Annotated in this window: 12 protein-coding genes; 5 read left to right on the top strand and 7 right to left on the bottom strand. The window is 47.6% G+C overall.

Annotated features, from left to right (window positions below; all coding sequences use genetic code 11):
• Positions 1-73: 73 nt before the first annotated feature.
• The 3 genes from AAHN97_RS08960 to AAHN97_RS08970 all read left to right on the top strand — a co-directional run bounded on the left by AAHN97_RS08960 (position 74) and on the right by AAHN97_RS08970 (position 4,500).
• On the top strand, positions 74-742 hold the full coding sequence (locus AAHN97_RS08960) for a hypothetical protein (RefSeq protein WP_343307238.1): 669 nt from the start codon (positions 74-76) through the stop codon (positions 740-742).
• 55 nt (positions 743-797) lie between these two features.
• Positions 798-3,143 (top strand): family 10 glycosylhydrolase, encoded by a 2,346-nt coding sequence (locus tag AAHN97_RS08965; protein ID WP_343307239.1) that lies wholly within the window; start codon positions 798-800, stop codon positions 3,141-3,143.
• Between the two features lie 79 nt (positions 3,144-3,222).
• Positions 3,223-4,500: a DUF5690 family protein gene (locus AAHN97_RS08970; protein WP_343307241.1), complete on the top strand. Its 1,278-nt coding sequence runs from the start codon at positions 3,223-3,225 to the stop codon at positions 4,498-4,500.
• On the opposite strand, the gene AAHN97_RS08975 is transcribed toward AAHN97_RS08970, so the two are convergent.
• Positions 4,450-4,821 carry a DUF1304 domain-containing protein gene (locus AAHN97_RS08975; RefSeq protein ID WP_343307242.1) on the bottom strand — a complete coding sequence of 124 codons (372 nt, stop codon included), beginning with the start codon at positions 4,819-4,821 and terminating at the stop codon, positions 4,450-4,452. The genes AAHN97_RS08970 and AAHN97_RS08975 overlap by 51 nt on opposite strands.
• A gap of 152 nt (positions 4,822-4,973) precedes the next feature.
• Between AAHN97_RS08975 and AAHN97_RS08980 the strand changes: the two genes are divergently transcribed.
• A complete protein-coding gene (locus AAHN97_RS08980; protein ID WP_343307243.1) occupies positions 4,974-7,382 on the top strand; it encodes an ABC transporter permease in 2,409 nt (802 codons plus the stop codon).
• Positions 7,383-7,418: 36 nt separating this feature from the next.
• Here AAHN97_RS08980 and AAHN97_RS08985 read toward each other — a convergent pair whose 3' ends face one another.
• From AAHN97_RS08985 to AAHN97_RS09010, 6 genes are read right to left on the bottom strand one after another with little or no spacing between them, the layout of a single operon-like run.
• Complete coding sequence (locus AAHN97_RS08985; protein WP_343307244.1) at positions 7,419-8,336, bottom strand: glycerophosphodiester phosphodiesterase family protein; 918 nt, start codon at positions 8,334-8,336, stop codon at positions 7,419-7,421.
• Positions 8,333-8,932, bottom strand: coding sequence for a histidine phosphatase family protein (locus AAHN97_RS08990; protein ID WP_343307246.1), 600 nt, complete (start codon positions 8,930-8,932; stop codon positions 8,333-8,335). Before AAHN97_RS08990 ends, AAHN97_RS08985 begins: the two co-directional genes overlap by 4 nt.
• Positions 8,925-10,364 carry an FGGY-family carbohydrate kinase gene (locus AAHN97_RS08995; RefSeq protein ID WP_343307247.1) on the bottom strand — a complete coding sequence of 480 codons (1,440 nt, stop codon included), beginning with the start codon at positions 10,362-10,364 and terminating at the stop codon, positions 8,925-8,927. Before AAHN97_RS08995 ends, AAHN97_RS08990 begins: the two co-directional genes overlap by 8 nt.
• A gap of 5 nt (positions 10,365-10,369) precedes the next feature.
• Positions 10,370-11,803, bottom strand: a complete 1,434-nt coding sequence (locus AAHN97_RS09000; protein ID WP_343307248.1) for an FGGY-family carbohydrate kinase — start codon at positions 11,801-11,803, stop codon at positions 10,370-10,372.
• Positions 11,803-12,804 carry a 2-hydroxyacid dehydrogenase gene (locus tag AAHN97_RS09005; protein ID WP_343307249.1) on the bottom strand — a complete coding sequence of 334 codons (1,002 nt, stop codon included), beginning with the start codon at positions 12,802-12,804 and terminating at the stop codon, positions 11,803-11,805. The genes AAHN97_RS09000 and AAHN97_RS09005 overlap by 1 nt, the downstream gene beginning before the upstream one ends.
• Positions 12,801-14,066 carry an MFS transporter gene (locus AAHN97_RS09010; RefSeq protein WP_343307250.1) on the bottom strand — a complete coding sequence of 422 codons (1,266 nt, stop codon included), beginning with the start codon at positions 14,064-14,066 and terminating at the stop codon, positions 12,801-12,803. Before AAHN97_RS09010 ends, AAHN97_RS09005 begins: the two co-directional genes overlap by 4 nt.
• A 353-nt stretch (positions 14,067-14,419) precedes the next feature.
• Here AAHN97_RS09010 and AAHN97_RS09015 point away from each other — a divergent pair, with 353 nt between their 5' ends.
• Entirely contained in the window at positions 14,420-15,184 is a 765-nt protein-coding gene (locus AAHN97_RS09015) for a DeoR/GlpR family DNA-binding transcription regulator (protein WP_074238204.1), read from the top strand.
• The last annotated feature ends 138 nt before the right edge of the window (positions 15,185-15,322 follow it).

The following is a 15,322-nucleotide window of genomic DNA, read 5'->3' on the forward strand; positions in this document are numbered from 1 at the left end:
TTTGATCCGTTTGGCGTAGTACCCGGCATTGGCCGCCGTACTATCTTTGCGGCGTCAAAAGGATAAAAATAAAATGAAAAAGTTAATTCAGTTGTTTGTTTGGCTCGCCTGCTCGCTTACGGTTATTATAGCCGCCGCCAGGCACAGTGTAAAGACCCGGCCAACCCCCAAAGCCCCCGTATTGAAATTGAACCTGGATACTAAAAAAGGAATGGGTAACTCCATTGCGTATCCCACCGGCACTGCCTATAAATTACCAAAGGGTATTGTGCTGCATATCTCCGGAACAGATAATAAACGTTGTCAACTGGGTGCAGGCAGCCTTGTAAAGCTCTGCCTTACATTGCGTAACAAAACGGAGGAGTCTGTTACGGTGGCCCTTCCTGCCGGCCTTATTTTCGTTTCTCAGGATGAAAAGATCCAGAACGGCCTGCTGATCAGGGACGAAACATTTGTACTGGCAGCAGGGGAGACCTTCATTTTTAACCTGGCGCTGTTTTGCCTGAATGAAGACAGAGCGGTAACCAAAGCAAAAGATAAGTATAAGATGGGCCCTGTTTCAGAAGACGTGGATATAAAAGAACTAATGGAACTGTTACAGGATAAGGACCTGAAGGATGAACATCACCAGGCCACGGCACAGAAAGCTCTCTGGGATATTACCAAAGGTTTTGCGCTCACTGCTGCGCAACACAGAACGATCGCACAGATACCGGGGCGTTTTTATTTTGAAAAGGAGTAACGGTGTAAGGTGGTGAGATGATCTTATATAAGTATAAACCAAAATCTCCCCACACATGCCTAGAATTCTACACGTTATCCTCCTGTGTTGCTTAATGCCGTTCCTGGGCCATGCCCAGCAGGCTCCCAAAAGGGAACTACGCGGCGCATGGATAGCTACCTACTTAGGTATAGACTGGCCTAACCGTACGCAAACACCTGCGCAGCAAAGGGCCGCATTCATCACTATCGCAGATCACCACAAAGCTACCGGGCTCAATGTGTTATATGTACAGGTACGCAGCCAGTGCGATGCTATGTATAACAGTCCTATAGAACCCTGGTCTGCCGACCTTACCGGCACACAGGGTGTTGCACCCAGTACTCCCTGGGACCCCATGGAATTTGCCATTGAAGAATGCCACAAACGCGGCATGGAATTCCATGCCTGGCTGAACCCTTACCGCGCAGTAGGTAATTCCGCCAACCTGCCGGTTTTTGCTGCTACCCACGTAGCTAAACAACACCCGGAATGGCTGCTGAGCCAGGGTACTTTAAGGGTACTCGATCCCGGTCTGCCACAGGTAAGGGATTATATCACCACCGTGGTAAATGATATTGTTACCCGTTATGATGTAGATGGTATTCACTTTGATGATTATTTCTATCCGCCTTCCGCACCGGCCGGTACAACACCTTATAACGATTCTGCTTCCTTTGCCGCAGACCCGCGGGGTTTCACGGTGAAGGCTGACTGGCGCAGGGATAATGTAAGCCTGCTGATCAAAAGGATCTACGACAGCATTCGCGCTATTAAACCATGGGTAAAGTTCGGCGTGTCTCCTTCCGGTATTTACAGGAATAGTACCAACCCTGCTATTGGTACGCCTACTTCGGGCCTTGAGCATTACACCACACTTTTTGCAGATACCCGCAAATGGTTACAGGAAGGCTGGGTGGATTATATCATGCCGCAGGTGTACTGGTACATCGGCCAGCCGGGTGCAAACTATGCCGCCATTGTGCCCTGGTGGAATAACAATGCTTACGGCCGCCATATCTATATCGGCATGGCAGGGTATAAGGTGAACGATGCTGCACAGGCAGCACCATGGATGGACCCTAAACAGATCCCCAACGAAGTAAGAATGAACCGGGACAGCCAGTACACGAATATCTTCGGGCAGTCTATTTACAATACCTCCAGCCTGCGTTCCACTACACGTTTAGGTTTCAGGGATTCCCTGCGGCTGGATTTCTATAAAAAGCCGGCATTACAGCCGGTGATGTTGTGGCGCGATAATGTTGCGCCATCAGCACCTGTAGCTTTGAATGCTACACCTTACGGCCTGGATTCCGTTGCCTTAACCTGGACCAATACTGCCAGTATTACTGATGAAATGGATAAAGCCCGTCAGTTTGTGATCTACCGTTCACAAGATCCGGTGATCGATACTACTTCTGCAGATAACATCCTCTTTATCACTACAAGGGACCAGACTACCTTTACAGATAAGAGCATTGTGCCTAATACCACTTATTATTATGCCGTAACGGCGGTGGACAGGTTTCACAATGAAAGCGGATTATCTAATCTCTCTGCTAACCAGGCCCCGGATATTCTTTGTCCTGGTGACCAGGAGTTAACGGCAGATGCATCCTGCACCGCTGCTTTGCCGGATTACCGCTCACTGGCTGTAGTGAATGATCCCAGAGGTGTGACGCTTACGCAGTTGCCCGCACCGGGGAGTGCTGTACAACATCATGATATCATTCGCCTGATTGCTACCAATGCAGGTGGCAAAGCGGATACCTGTTCTTTTGCCGTGATCGTGAAAGATACCATCCCGCCACAGATCACCGGCCTGGCTGCAGATCCTTTCATCATCGCCAATGCCAACAACCAGATGAAGGCGGTAACGCTGAATTATACCGTAGCTGAATGTGGTGCTGTTACAAATGTAATCACCATTACCAGCAACGAAGCGGTGAATGGTGCACCTGACTGGGAAGTGATAGATGATCATCACATCAGGCTGCGTGCGGAACGTAACATACTGGGTAACGGACGGATCTATACCATCAAAGTTACTGCTACAGATGCTGCGGGTAATGTAAGTACGCAATCAACAGATGTACTGGTACCATCCAATAAACCATGGACGCATGGAGATGGCCTGGCAGTGGTTGCCATGCCTAATCCAACCCTTCACCAGTTTGTATTGCTGATGGCCAGCAAAGATCCGCAGCCGCTGACTATCAGGGTGTACAATAATAATGGTCAGCTGGTGGAAACCCGCAGTAATATTGCGCCGAACAGTCTTGTTAGGATCGGTGCCAATTATCACGGTGGTATCTACTATGCAGAGATCACGCAGGGTACTAAACGTCAGATATTGAAACTCCTCAAGTTAGGTAACTAACAGATCTTTCTTACAGTAAAGGCTGCCTGTACATCCGGGCAGCCTTTTTTTTAAAAGGAAAACAGTATCTTCCAAACATATGCCAGCTGTTCACTTTTCAAAACGCCAGATCTGGGTAGCCATTATGGCCGCCATCACCAGCTTTGCTGCCTACACTGCCATCTTTGCTTTCCGCAAAGCCTTCAATGTGGCGTCTTACAGCGGGCATACATTATTCGGCATGGATTTCAAAACCGTGCTGGTGGTAACACAGGTACTGGGTTATATGGCCAGTAAGTTCTATGGTATCCGTTTTATATCCGAACTCAAACGGGTCCGCCGCCACTGGCTGATCATTGGATTAGTGGGGATCTCCTGGCTGGCCTGGCTTTTATTCGCGCTGTTACCTGCTCCCTATAATTTCTGGTGCCTCTTCCTGAATGGTTTTCCACTGGGTTTATTATGGGGTGTGGTGTTCTCTTATGTGGAAGGCCGCAGAACAACAGACCTTATCAGTGCAGCACTGGCAGTGAGTTTCATCTTTGCATCAGGGCTTGCTAAAAGCACGGCGCAATGGGTGATGAACAGTTTTCATGTAACAGAATACTGGATGCCTTTTGTAGTGGGTTGCATCTTTATGCCGGCACTGTTCCTGTTTGTATTCCTGCTGGAAAAGATTCCTGCGCCGGACGAAGAAGATGTGGCGCAAAGGATGCACCGGCAGCCGATGTTGAAGGAGGACAGGAAGGCTTTGCTGAAAGATTTTTTACCTGGCATTGTTGTACTCGTGATCATCTACATCCTTGTAACCATCTTAAGGGAAGTAAGGGATAATTTCATGGCGGATATGTGGCGGGAATCCGGTGAAGTGTTCCAGGCGGGTGTGTTTGCCAAAACAGAAACCTCTATCTCTATCATCATCCTGGTATTGATTGCCGTGATGATCTGGTTAAGGAACAGCTTTACCGCATTCATGCTGGCCCAGTGCATTATGCTTGCGGGTTTTATCATCTCACTTATTACTACCTGGTTATACGCACAGCAGCAGCTGCCGATGTATCACTGGATGCTCTTTGTTGGTTTAGGCCTGTACATGGTCTACATCCCCTTTAACAGCATCCTGTTCGACAGGTTCATTGCTGCATTCCGGTTTGCAGGGAATGTAGGTTTTCTGATCTATATCGCGGACTCTTTCGGATACCTGGGAAGTGTAGGTGTTATGCTCGCTAAAACTGTGTTACACATACAGACTAACTGGCTGCATTTCTATATGAAATTAGTGATGGTCACAGGGATAACAGGTGTGGTGGGAACCATTGCCTCCATGTTATATTTTATGCGCAAAATGCATCAGTATCAAAGTGATCAGCGCCGGTAAGGCCTGCACATAGAAGATCTTTTTACTGGCGGTGGCTGCACCATAGATCCCCGCAACAATCACACAGGAAAGGAAGAATACCGCTACGTTGAATGCCCAGTGATGATCCTGTATGCAGAGGCTCCAGATCAAACCTGCGGCGAGGAAACCGTTATATAATCCCTGGTTGGCAGCCAGTACTTTGGTAGGTTCAAAGAGATGTTTGGGAATAGAGGAGAAGGACTTAGGGCCTTTGGTGGTCCAGGCAAACATTTCCAGCCAGAGGATGTACAGGTGAATGAAAGCCACCAGGCCAATGAGGATCATAACAATGATGTGCATATGGTTCTTTTGCCAGCGAATATAATCAATGTTCGGAACCGGACACTTTATGTATCATAAGCGGACATGGTGGGAATGTTAATTGTTTGGCAATTAATTGATTATAATTTGACCCGCTTTTTGTAGTGCAAAGCAATACAATCCTTAACCTCATGCTGTACAATAACCTGAAGATCGCTTTCCGTTCCCTTTGGCGGAAGAAATCATTTTCCCTGCTGAACATTCTTGGCCTGGCTATTGGTGTAGCCGCCAGCCTGTTGATCTTTTCCGTGATCCGGAATGAAATGAGCTATGATGACTATCACGCAAAAAAAGACAGGGTCTTCAGGGTGACCACTACCATTAAAAGCAGGAGTAACGGAGAAGTAGTAGCCTGGGAGCCCAATGTGCCTAATGCTTTGCCCGAAGCCCTCCGGAACGATTTTCCGCAATTTGAGCAGGTGGCTTCCTTATGGTTCATAGGGCAGGCCCAATTTTATATTCCGGGTAAAGAAGAGAAAAGATTTAAAGAGGGTGAGGGACTTGCCTGGGCGGATCCCGCTTTGTTTGAGATGTTGGATTTTACCTGGCTGGCAGGTAATGCACGGGAACTGAAAGACCCTAATACAGCGGTGATCACAGAAAGCGTTGCAAAATTATTTTTCGGTGGGAATGAGCAAGCTATTGGCAAAATTATCCAGTTATATTCTTTTCGTATCCCCCTGAAAGTAGCAGGGGTATTTAAAGACCTGCCGGGGAATACAGATCTCCGGCTCAGGATCTGCCCTTCTGTGGCAACTCTAAGGAAAGAACAGCCGGATATGTTTCGCGATTGGAATGGTTTAAATGATCATGCCTTATACGTGCTCCTGAAAGAAGGAGTTAAGCCGGAAACAATGGTAAAGCAGTTGCCCGCCTTTGTAAAGAAGTATTACAACGAAGAGCAGCGTGATCCGCATAACTATAGTACGCTGGGCCTGCAGTCCTTAAAGAATATACACCTGGATAAAAATTTCAGGGTACCAACAGGGAGTGCTATTTCTACCCGGGAACTATGGTCCATTGGATTGATCGGTGTATTTTTACTCCTGGTGGCCTGCATCAATTTCATCAACCTGGCCACTGCGCAATCTATCAGCAGGGCCAAAGAGATAGGTGTCCGTAAAGTACTTGGAAGCAACCGTGCACAATTGTTGCACCAGTTCCTGAATGAAACCGCGGTGATCACTTTCTTTTCCCTGATCCTGGGTGTAATGATCGCTATGGCTGCTTTACAGCCTCTGGGCCGGTTAATAGACCGGGAGCTTAGCTTTAATCATCCTTCTGTAATATTGTTCCTGCTTACCATTGGCGTGGTGGTAACATTGCTTGCCGGATTTTATCCGGCAGTAGTACTCTCTGGTTTTAACCCCATTGCAGCTATCAAAAGCAGGATCAGCACCCGCGCCATTGGAGGCATTTCTTTGCGCAGGGGATTAGTAGTAGTGCAATTTGTGATTGCACAACTACTGGTGATAGGAACACTGGTAGTAGTGCAGCAAATGAAATACTTCCGTGAAAAGCCCATGGGTTTTGATAAAGAATCTACGGTACTGGTTAATCTGCCGAGCGACAGTACTTTAGCCACCCGTTACAATTACCTTAAAACCCGCCTCGCATCTATCCGTGGCGTAGAAAACGTATCGCTTTGCATGGATGGGCCTTCTAACAGGTGGGGCTGGCAGTCCGACTTCTATTTCGAAAATTCAGCTGAAAAGCAACCCTTCCTGGCCTCCCGGATGTTTGGGGACAGCAGTTATCTTGAAACTTTCGGGATTGCAATGCAGGCAGGCAGAAAACCATTCCGAAGTGATACTACGGAAGAAGTGATGGTGAATGAAACCATGGTGAGGAAATTAGGATTGTCATCGCCGGAAGCTATATTGGGAAAAACAGTTTCGTTCAATAATTCCGGTAAAATGCCGGTAGTAGGCGTGTTCAGGGATTTCAATAACAGATCGCTGCGGGATGAGATCAAACCTATGATCCTGCTTTCAGGCAATTATTATGAATTTGTGGCGCTGCAGATCCGCCCGGAACAAATGCCGGCCACATTGCCCGAAGTTCAAAAGGTATTTACAGAAGTATATCCCACCTATATGTATGATCTTACTTACATGGATGAAAGGGTTGGGGCTTATTATAAAGCAGAAGCTATAACAGGCCTGTTGTTCCAGGTCTTTGCCTTTCTGGCTGTATTTATCTCCTGCCTGGGCTTGTACGGCCTGGTTTCCTTTATGGCAGTACAGAAAACAAAAGAAGTGGGGGTGCGGAAAGTACTGGGGGCCTCTGTACAAAGTATTGTCTATCTCTTCTCAAAAGAGTTCACCGTTCTAATAGGTATCGCTTTTTTGATCTCCGCACCATTGGGTTATTATTTTATGCATGGATGGCTGGAAGATTTTCATTACCACATTGATTTGGGCTGGGGAGTGTTTGCATGCGCCATCGCTTTATCCATTGGCATTGCGTGGATAACAGTAGGGTATAAGGCTGTGAATGCTGCTATTGCTAATCCTGTAAAAAGTTTGCGCGCAGAATAAAAAATAACCCGCAGGTTTCGCCTGCGGGTTGGAGTATTATTTTTTACCGAAGAACTTCTGTTTCTCACTCTTAGCCGGCAATAAAGGTTTAATAGCCTCCGCCGCTTCAATGGAAAGGTCTGCTTCTATAAAACTGGCGCCATCCTTAATAATATCCTGGAAGATCTTTTTACGCTGTGCTGCATCAGGCAGTTTGTCTGAACTGGAGGCAGTGGAAATAAAGCACATTACCCCGCGTTTATTCAGCTCAGCATATAATGGTTTCAGCTCCGGTTTGTTATCCGGGCCTACATAAGCCATCATATGTGTAAAGGGTACCCTGGCTGCTTCATATTCTTCCAATGCTTTCTGTGTTTTCACAAAAGCTTCGAAAAAGATATCCTTGTTGCGTTCATGATAATAAACGGCTTCTTTGGCAGAATGTACTGTTACCATCACGTACCCTTCCGCGTTATTCCTTCTGATAATGGCCAGTGTGGTGTCGAAAGGCACATCTTTTTTATCCAGGCTCAATACTGTTTTCCCTTTTGCCCACCTGATCGCTTCTTCCAAAGTAGGAATGCGGGCTTTGGTAACATTGCCATCCACATCTTTCAGGTAAAGTTGTTTGAGTTCTGCCAGCGTGTAATCACCTACTTTGCCTTTGCCGGTAGTAGTGCGCTCCAGTGTGGCATCATGCATTAATACGGGTACGCCGTCTTTTGAAAGGCGCGGATCTATTTCAAACATCGCAGGTGTATGGCGCAGCGTATTGGCAAATGCTTCTATGCTGTTTTCCGGGTAACCTTTGTTGATGCCGCCACGGTGGCCGCTGATAAAAGGAACATCTTTACCGGTGTATTTAAAGAAGGCCCGCAGCTCCTGTGCGTTTTTGATCTTCAGTACATGCATCTTTTGTGCCTGTACATGCATGGATAGTGAGAGGGCCATCCCTATAACGAATATTCTTTTCATAGTTTTGAATTAAGATGTTGTAAAGTGAAATCACCTTCCGCAGAAAGCGTGAACATGGTGATGGAGGCATTTTCCTGCACCAGCATCCGGTAGTTCTTCAATGGCATGCCTAATTTGTGGGCAAGGTATAAACGGTTCACACCATTGTGCGCAGCCACGAGGATGTTGCCGGAAGTATAACGTAAACGCAGTTCCCGGAAGAAATCGTCCACCCGGGTAACTATCTCCATCCCTGATTCGCCGGTACCGCCTGCTTTATATTTTGCAGGGTCTGCCATCCAATTGTTCCAGAGCGAGGCATTCTCAGCAATGAATTCTTCCTTCGTCTTTTTTTCCCAGCTGCCAAAGTCCGCTTCAATAAGGCGGGCGTCCTTTGTTACATGGGTGCCGCCGGTAGCAATGTTGGCAGTCATAAAAGCTCTTTCCAAGGGGGAGGAATAAACGCCATCGAACGTAATGCCCTTTAACTGCTCTTTTACGGCTTCTGCCTGCCGGATGCCTGTGGCTGTCAGGGAGATGTCCGTTCTGCCGCAATAGCGGTTGTTATCCGCATTCCAGGCGGTTTGTCCGTGTCTCAGTAAATAAACGTTAAGCATATGTATGATCGGGTATGTATCCTTTTTCCTGTAATGTTGAAATAAATGCCTGGTAGCTGCTGTTGTAAGCCCGGGCTAACGCGGCATCCGGGTTAACCTGTTTCTCCGTTTGCGTCATAGCGGCTGCCGCTTCCATGATAGAGGAGAAATTTGTTTTAGATGCTGCCAGTATAGCGGCGCCGGAAGCGCCGGTAACATATTTCATTTTATAAATGGGCAGGTTCAGCACATTACTGCGGATAGTGAGCCAGGTTTCACTATTACTGGCACCTCCTGCAGTAAATACGGCTTTCACCTTTTCGCCGGATAACTGTTCAATCACTTCGTATGCATACCGCTCAATGTAAGCCACGCCTTCCATGCTGGCGGCGAAGCGGGCTGCATCAGGCAGGCCTGCTGTTTCAAATCCTTTTGCCTGCGGCGCTACGAAAGGGAAACGTTCTCCCTGTTGCAGCAGCGGGTAAATGAGATGGCCGGTAGGGATCAGTTTGGCTGCGGCTTCATTCAGCGCATCCAGGTTGCCGGGAAAGTTTTTGCTTACCCAGTCTGCTCCTGTATTGCTGGCACCGCCGGGCATCCAGAAACCTTCCGGGTGACGGTGGCAGTACAGCCTGCCTTCCGGATCGCGGATCTCCGAGGTGGTTACACCTTTCACCACCAGCGTAGTACCAATGGTGGTGTTCCAGTCTCCCGGGTTCACAGCACCGGAGGCGATCTGCGAAGCACAACCGTCCGTCATGCCCGCTACTACCACCACATTGTCAGAAAGCCCCAGCATTTGCTGCAGGTCCTTACCCAGCCGGCCAACCGGTGTTCCGGAAGCCACTACATCCTGTAACCATTCTTCCCGGATGGGCAATGTTTCCCAAATATATTCAGGCCAGCGTTGCGCCGCTACATCGTAACCGGATTTTAACACATTGGTAAAGTCGGTCACGTCATAATTGCCGCAAAGTTTTCCCGTAATAAAATCTGCTGCGTGAATGAATTTGTGTAACTGCGCTGCTTTTTCCGGGTAATGATTGATAAACCACAGCATTTTGGGAAGTCCGCTGGTGGTATTAAATGCCGTATAGCCTTGTGGGTGGTATTGCAGGGCCTTCTCTTTGCAAAGTGTGCCTTCCGCAGTTTGCCTGCCATCGCTGTACATGATGGCATTGTGCAAAGGTGTGTATTGCTTATCAACAGGGATCACCGTACCGGAAGTGGAGGTAACGGCAATAGCCCTGATGTTACTTTTATCTTTGCCGGACAGCAGGAGTTGCAGCGAGCGCAAACACGCATCCCACCATTCAGCGGGAGATTGTTCTTCTCTTGATCCGGCGCTTAAGGGAAATTGCTCTTCCTCGCTGGCCAGTAAATTACCTGCCGCATCCATCAGCACTACCCTGGCACCCTGTGTGCCGATATCTATCCCTATAAAACTATCCATACTATCTAATTCATGTTCCTGAAATAACCCCTTGTTTTTTCCCACTCAGCATACAGCGTGGCGTAATAGGCTTCTTCCTGTGGGGCCACTACTTCAATGCTTTCATCCATCTGCACCCTGATCTGTAGTGCTTCATTGCAGATCAGTGCGCCACCTACAGCAGAAGATTGCTGGTACTCTTTACGCACATGTACTTTTTTGCCGGTGAGGTTGGCGATCAGCTGGCGTAATACTTTACTCTGTAAGCCGCCGCCACAACCCCAGATGTAATCAGGGGTATGGCCTGCTACTTCTGCCAGGATCCTGTAGTTCTTGGCAATAGAACAGGCAATGTCCAGTATAGTAGCCCATACAAAAGAACTGCGGGTGAGCAGATGAGATACAGGTGCGGGGAAGATAAAGCCACCGCGTGTAAGCGATACTTCTTCATCGGCGAGTAAAGAACCAAGGGAAGCCATACAGAAAGTATGTTTGTTCTCTGCCAGTTCTTGCTCAATCACATCATATCCTTCATTGGGATAGAAGATCTCTTTCAGCCGCTGGTAGTTCAATCCTGTTACACCGGCATTCGCTTCAAATACAAAACGGTCTGCTTCAATATCCCTGCTTGTCCAGGTGCGTTCCTGTTCATCCAGCGTGTACATGCCGGTGAGTTTTACAATAGGGGTGGTGGTACCGGATACGATCACCATATCATTCACGGCAGGGCGGGTGCTCTTGATGGCCAGCTGTGTATCGCCGCCGCCCACAATGATCTGCACAGTATCGTTTAGTGATAAGGTAGTAGCTACATCCTGCCTGATCTTTCCCAGTACGGTGGCAGAAGAAGCGATGCTGCTCAGCAGATCACCGCTTAGCCCGAATACCGCACAAAGCTCGGCAGACCATTCCTTGCGGGCTACATCATACAGTAGCGTTTCAGAAGCCTGTGAGTGTTCGTAACGCGCAATTCCGCTTAGTTTGTATTCTATCCAGTTGCTGATACTTAAAAAAGTAGCCGTGTCCTGCCAGATCTCCGGTCTTCTTTCCCGGATGCCTACCAGTTTCATGGCTGAGAAGAGAGAAGTAGGGTAGCGGCCGGTGAGCTGGTAAACCCTGCTTTTATCTTCTATTATATTTTCCCATTCCCTTCCGCGGTGATCAATGTTAGGTAAACCTATCAGCGATCTGCCATCTTTGGAAATGAGTACAATACCTTCCCGCTGGCTGGTAGCTGTGATAGCCCTGACTTCAGCGCCGGGTACTTTTTGCAGTACCTGTTTAGCCAGACGCAATACCTGTTCCCACAGCTGGGTGGGATCAAAGTAAATACTATCCGGGTACAGCGCATCTTTGATGTATTGTATATCCTCCCGTGCAACGCCTAATACCTTTCCGTCTTCAGCAGCTGCGGCTACGCGAACATTCCCTGTGCCAATGTCTACAATGATATAGCTCATTAAATATGGATTGTAAGTATTTCTTTATTCGCCAGTTCGGCTATCTTTTTGTTTCCTTTTGCATACCACTGCATCAATGCTTTATTGAGGATCTCCACATGATGGTCTTCCACTTCATGTGTTGCACCCGCAATGTGCGGTGTTGCGATCACATGTGGCATATCAATGATGCGGTAATCCAGTGCATCCGGCGGTTCATTGTCAAACACATCCAGGATAGCGCCCCTGATGGCATTCTTTTCCAATGCATCCAGGAGGTCTTCTCTTTTTACTACTGCTGCCCTGGCTGTATTCACAAAAATGGCATCTTTTTTCATCAGTTTTATCAGGCTGCCGTTGATCATACCTTTTGTTTCATTGGTTACCGGCAGGTGAATGGATACGATGTCGCTGGTTGAAAATACCTCTTCGATGTTTGTTTTGCGGAAAGCTTTGTCGTGTTCCGTTACATAAGGGTCAAAGAACTGGATCTTGCAGGGGTAATCCTTCACCAGTTTGGCGATGAGCTGGCCGATAGCGCCAAAGCCCACCAGTCCGATGGTTCTTCCTGCGAGTTCATTGCCTTTGAAGGCAAGGTAGGAATCGTGTGCGCCTTCCTGCCAGTTGCGGCCTTTCAGCCAATCGATGCCGGGAATGGTGTTGCGCAGCAGCATGATCACATTGGAGATGAACATTTCCACTACCGCCTGTGCGTTGCGGGCGGGTGTGAAAAATACGGGGATGCCCATTTCTGTAGCAGTGGCTACTGCTACGTTGGAGGGTGTTCCCCTGCATACACCAATGAATTGCAGTTGCGGATTCGCGGCAATAACCGTAGCCGTTACATGATCATGTTCTGTGATCAGTGCATCTGCTTTACTGTCAGCCAGCAGTTCCAGTAATTCTGTTTCGTTGTAAGCACGTCCGTTAGGTTTCCATGATTTGTAAACAACTTCGCCGAACTGTGTTTCCAGTTCTTTCAGGCCTTTCTCATGATAAGGCGCCGTAATTAAAATTCTCATGCTATTTCAGTTTGTAACGTATGATGGTGGAGGGTCTTTGCATTATCCGGCAAAGTGATGAAACGGGTAAGGATGGCACTGATCACATACAGTACCGCCAGGATCCATATTACACCTTCTTCACCTGCGCCGCCGATAAACAGACCAACAATGGCAGGGCCTACAAACACGGGCAGGCCTGCGCCGAGGTTAAGGATGGCCATCGCAGCTCCTTTATCCTTTTTCACAAGGGAGGGTACTAAAGCCGTTAAGGGAACATAGCCGGCCAGGAATGCGCCCCAGAGCACGCCGCAGGTTAATACCATAAAGAAGCTGCCTTCCCAGATCTGTGGTGCATAGTAAAACAGGAGGGTAGTTACTGCACAGCCCACGCCCCCGAACCACATAATGGTGTTCCGCCAGCCAAAACGGTCTCCCACAAATCCGAAGATGAGGTTGAAGATGATGTTGGCGGTGAAGATGGTACCCCAGATCTGCAGCCATTGTGTAGTGTCAAAACCGTGACGGGCCATATACATGGGCAGAAAAACCGGGAAAGCAAATTGTGCCGTAGTGTTGATCACCCGTACAATGCCGCCTAAGAGTACTTTTGGTTCTTCTTTAACGATGGTGAGCCCTTTCAGTAGTTCCTGCATCTGAGAACCCTTAGCCGTTTGTTTTTGTGCAGCAGGCTTATTCAGCACCAGTGCAAAGAAAGCACCCAGCAATGCCCAGAATAAAGAGGTCCATAAAGTATTGAGGTGACCGAATTTCAGGATAGCCCAGCTGGAATAATATGCACCCAGTACATTTAACCCGCCGGTGAACACAAACCAGAACCAGCCCACTGCGCGGCCCAGCTGTTGTTGCGGGCTGCTATACGCGATCCATACCAGGAAGGAATAGGCAAAAAGCGGATATCCGAAACCACGTAACGCATACGTCAGCAGCATCACCGGGAAATTTAATTCCGGCATACCAAAGCCCACGAAACCAACAGTGCCCAGCATGTAAAGGACCAGGCCCAGCAACATGGTGCGCCGCACGCCAAATCCTTCCGCCAGTACGCCGGAGAACCAGGCTGAAATGGCAATGGTGATACCATATACGGTGAACAGGGAAGCTGATTGCTGAACGCTCATACCATGATCTACGAGGTAAGGGCTCAGCCATCCTTGTTCAATACCATCACCCATCATAAAGATCATGATGCCGATGTAACCCCAGAGTAATTGCCGGGGGATGCCTGCTTTGTCAAAAATTGTTACGTTGTTAGTGGACATTTTGTACCAGTTGAAATGTGATCAGGAATAAGTAGAAGTATGGAATAAACGTATAATAAATAGTGGCTTAATTGTAAAACGGTGGAATTACTGTATGTGCTAAAGTAGAAATTAAACTTAATTAAACAAAATTAAATTAAAGTTAAACAAATGAGGCTTTCAAATAAAGCTATATTAAACCTAATGAAATGGCAATTATTCGATTATGAAACAGCCATATGTAGGACAAATATCCGCAATCCCTTGCCTGATAATAACTTTAGGTTAATTCTTGATAGGATTTTGCGGAAAAACATTACATTTGACGAAAGCTATTTAAATATAAATAAGATTACCACCCTAACGGTTTCCAGATGAACATTACAGACAGGCATCAGCTCATTCTCCAGAAATTGCAGGAGAATGGCAGGGTTGATATACAGGAATTAAGTGATTCCCTCCAGGTTTCAGGTGTCACTATCCGCAAGGACCTGAAATTGCTGGAAGAAAAGAAGTTGTTGTTCCGCACCAAAGGAGGCGGTTCTACCCAGAACCCCTATACGATAGAGAGGCCCATTAATGAAAAGGAATTCATTAAAACCGAGGAGAAAAAGAAGATAGCGAAAGCAGCGGTTGCCCTGATAGGTATGAATGATTCCATCATTATCGGTTCCGGTACTACGGTGTTTGAATTGACCCGGGTACTGCATCCCTCCAAACATCTCACTGTGATCACCCCTGCATTGAAGGTGGCCATGGAGCTTTGTAACAAGCCATTTGTGGACGTGCTGCAAATAGGTGGCCTTATTCACCAGAGTTCTTCCTCTGCAGCCGGCTCATTTGCAGAGCGCCTGCTGGACGATATTTCCTGCGGGGTATTGTTTGTAGGGGTGGATGGAATTGATCCGGAATTCGGCCTCTCCATCACTAACCTGGCGGAAGCCAGCCTGAACATGAAAATGATCAACCTGGCGCAGACGGTGGTGGTAATGGCGGACAGTTCTAAGTTCGACCGCCGGGGCATCGGCCGGATCTGCAGCCTGGAACAGGTGGATTACATTATTACAGACAACCTGGTAGCCCCGGATACCGTTCGCATGTTAACGGACAGAGGCGTAAAAGTGATCATCGCAGAATAAGAAATAACTGATTATAAATACCTAAGAGGGCATTCCATCCGGAAGGCCCTTTTTTTATTCCGTTCACCCTATCAACCCACATAAATACTCTTATCTTTGCAATTAACCAGTGAATAACAAATTATAGGGTCAAAAACC

Origin of the sequence: Chitinophaga niabensis (assembly GCF_039545795.1) — a bacterium.
In the GTDB taxonomy this organism is placed as follows: Bacteria; Bacteroidota; Bacteroidia; order Chitinophagales; family Chitinophagaceae; genus Chitinophaga; species Chitinophaga niabensis_B.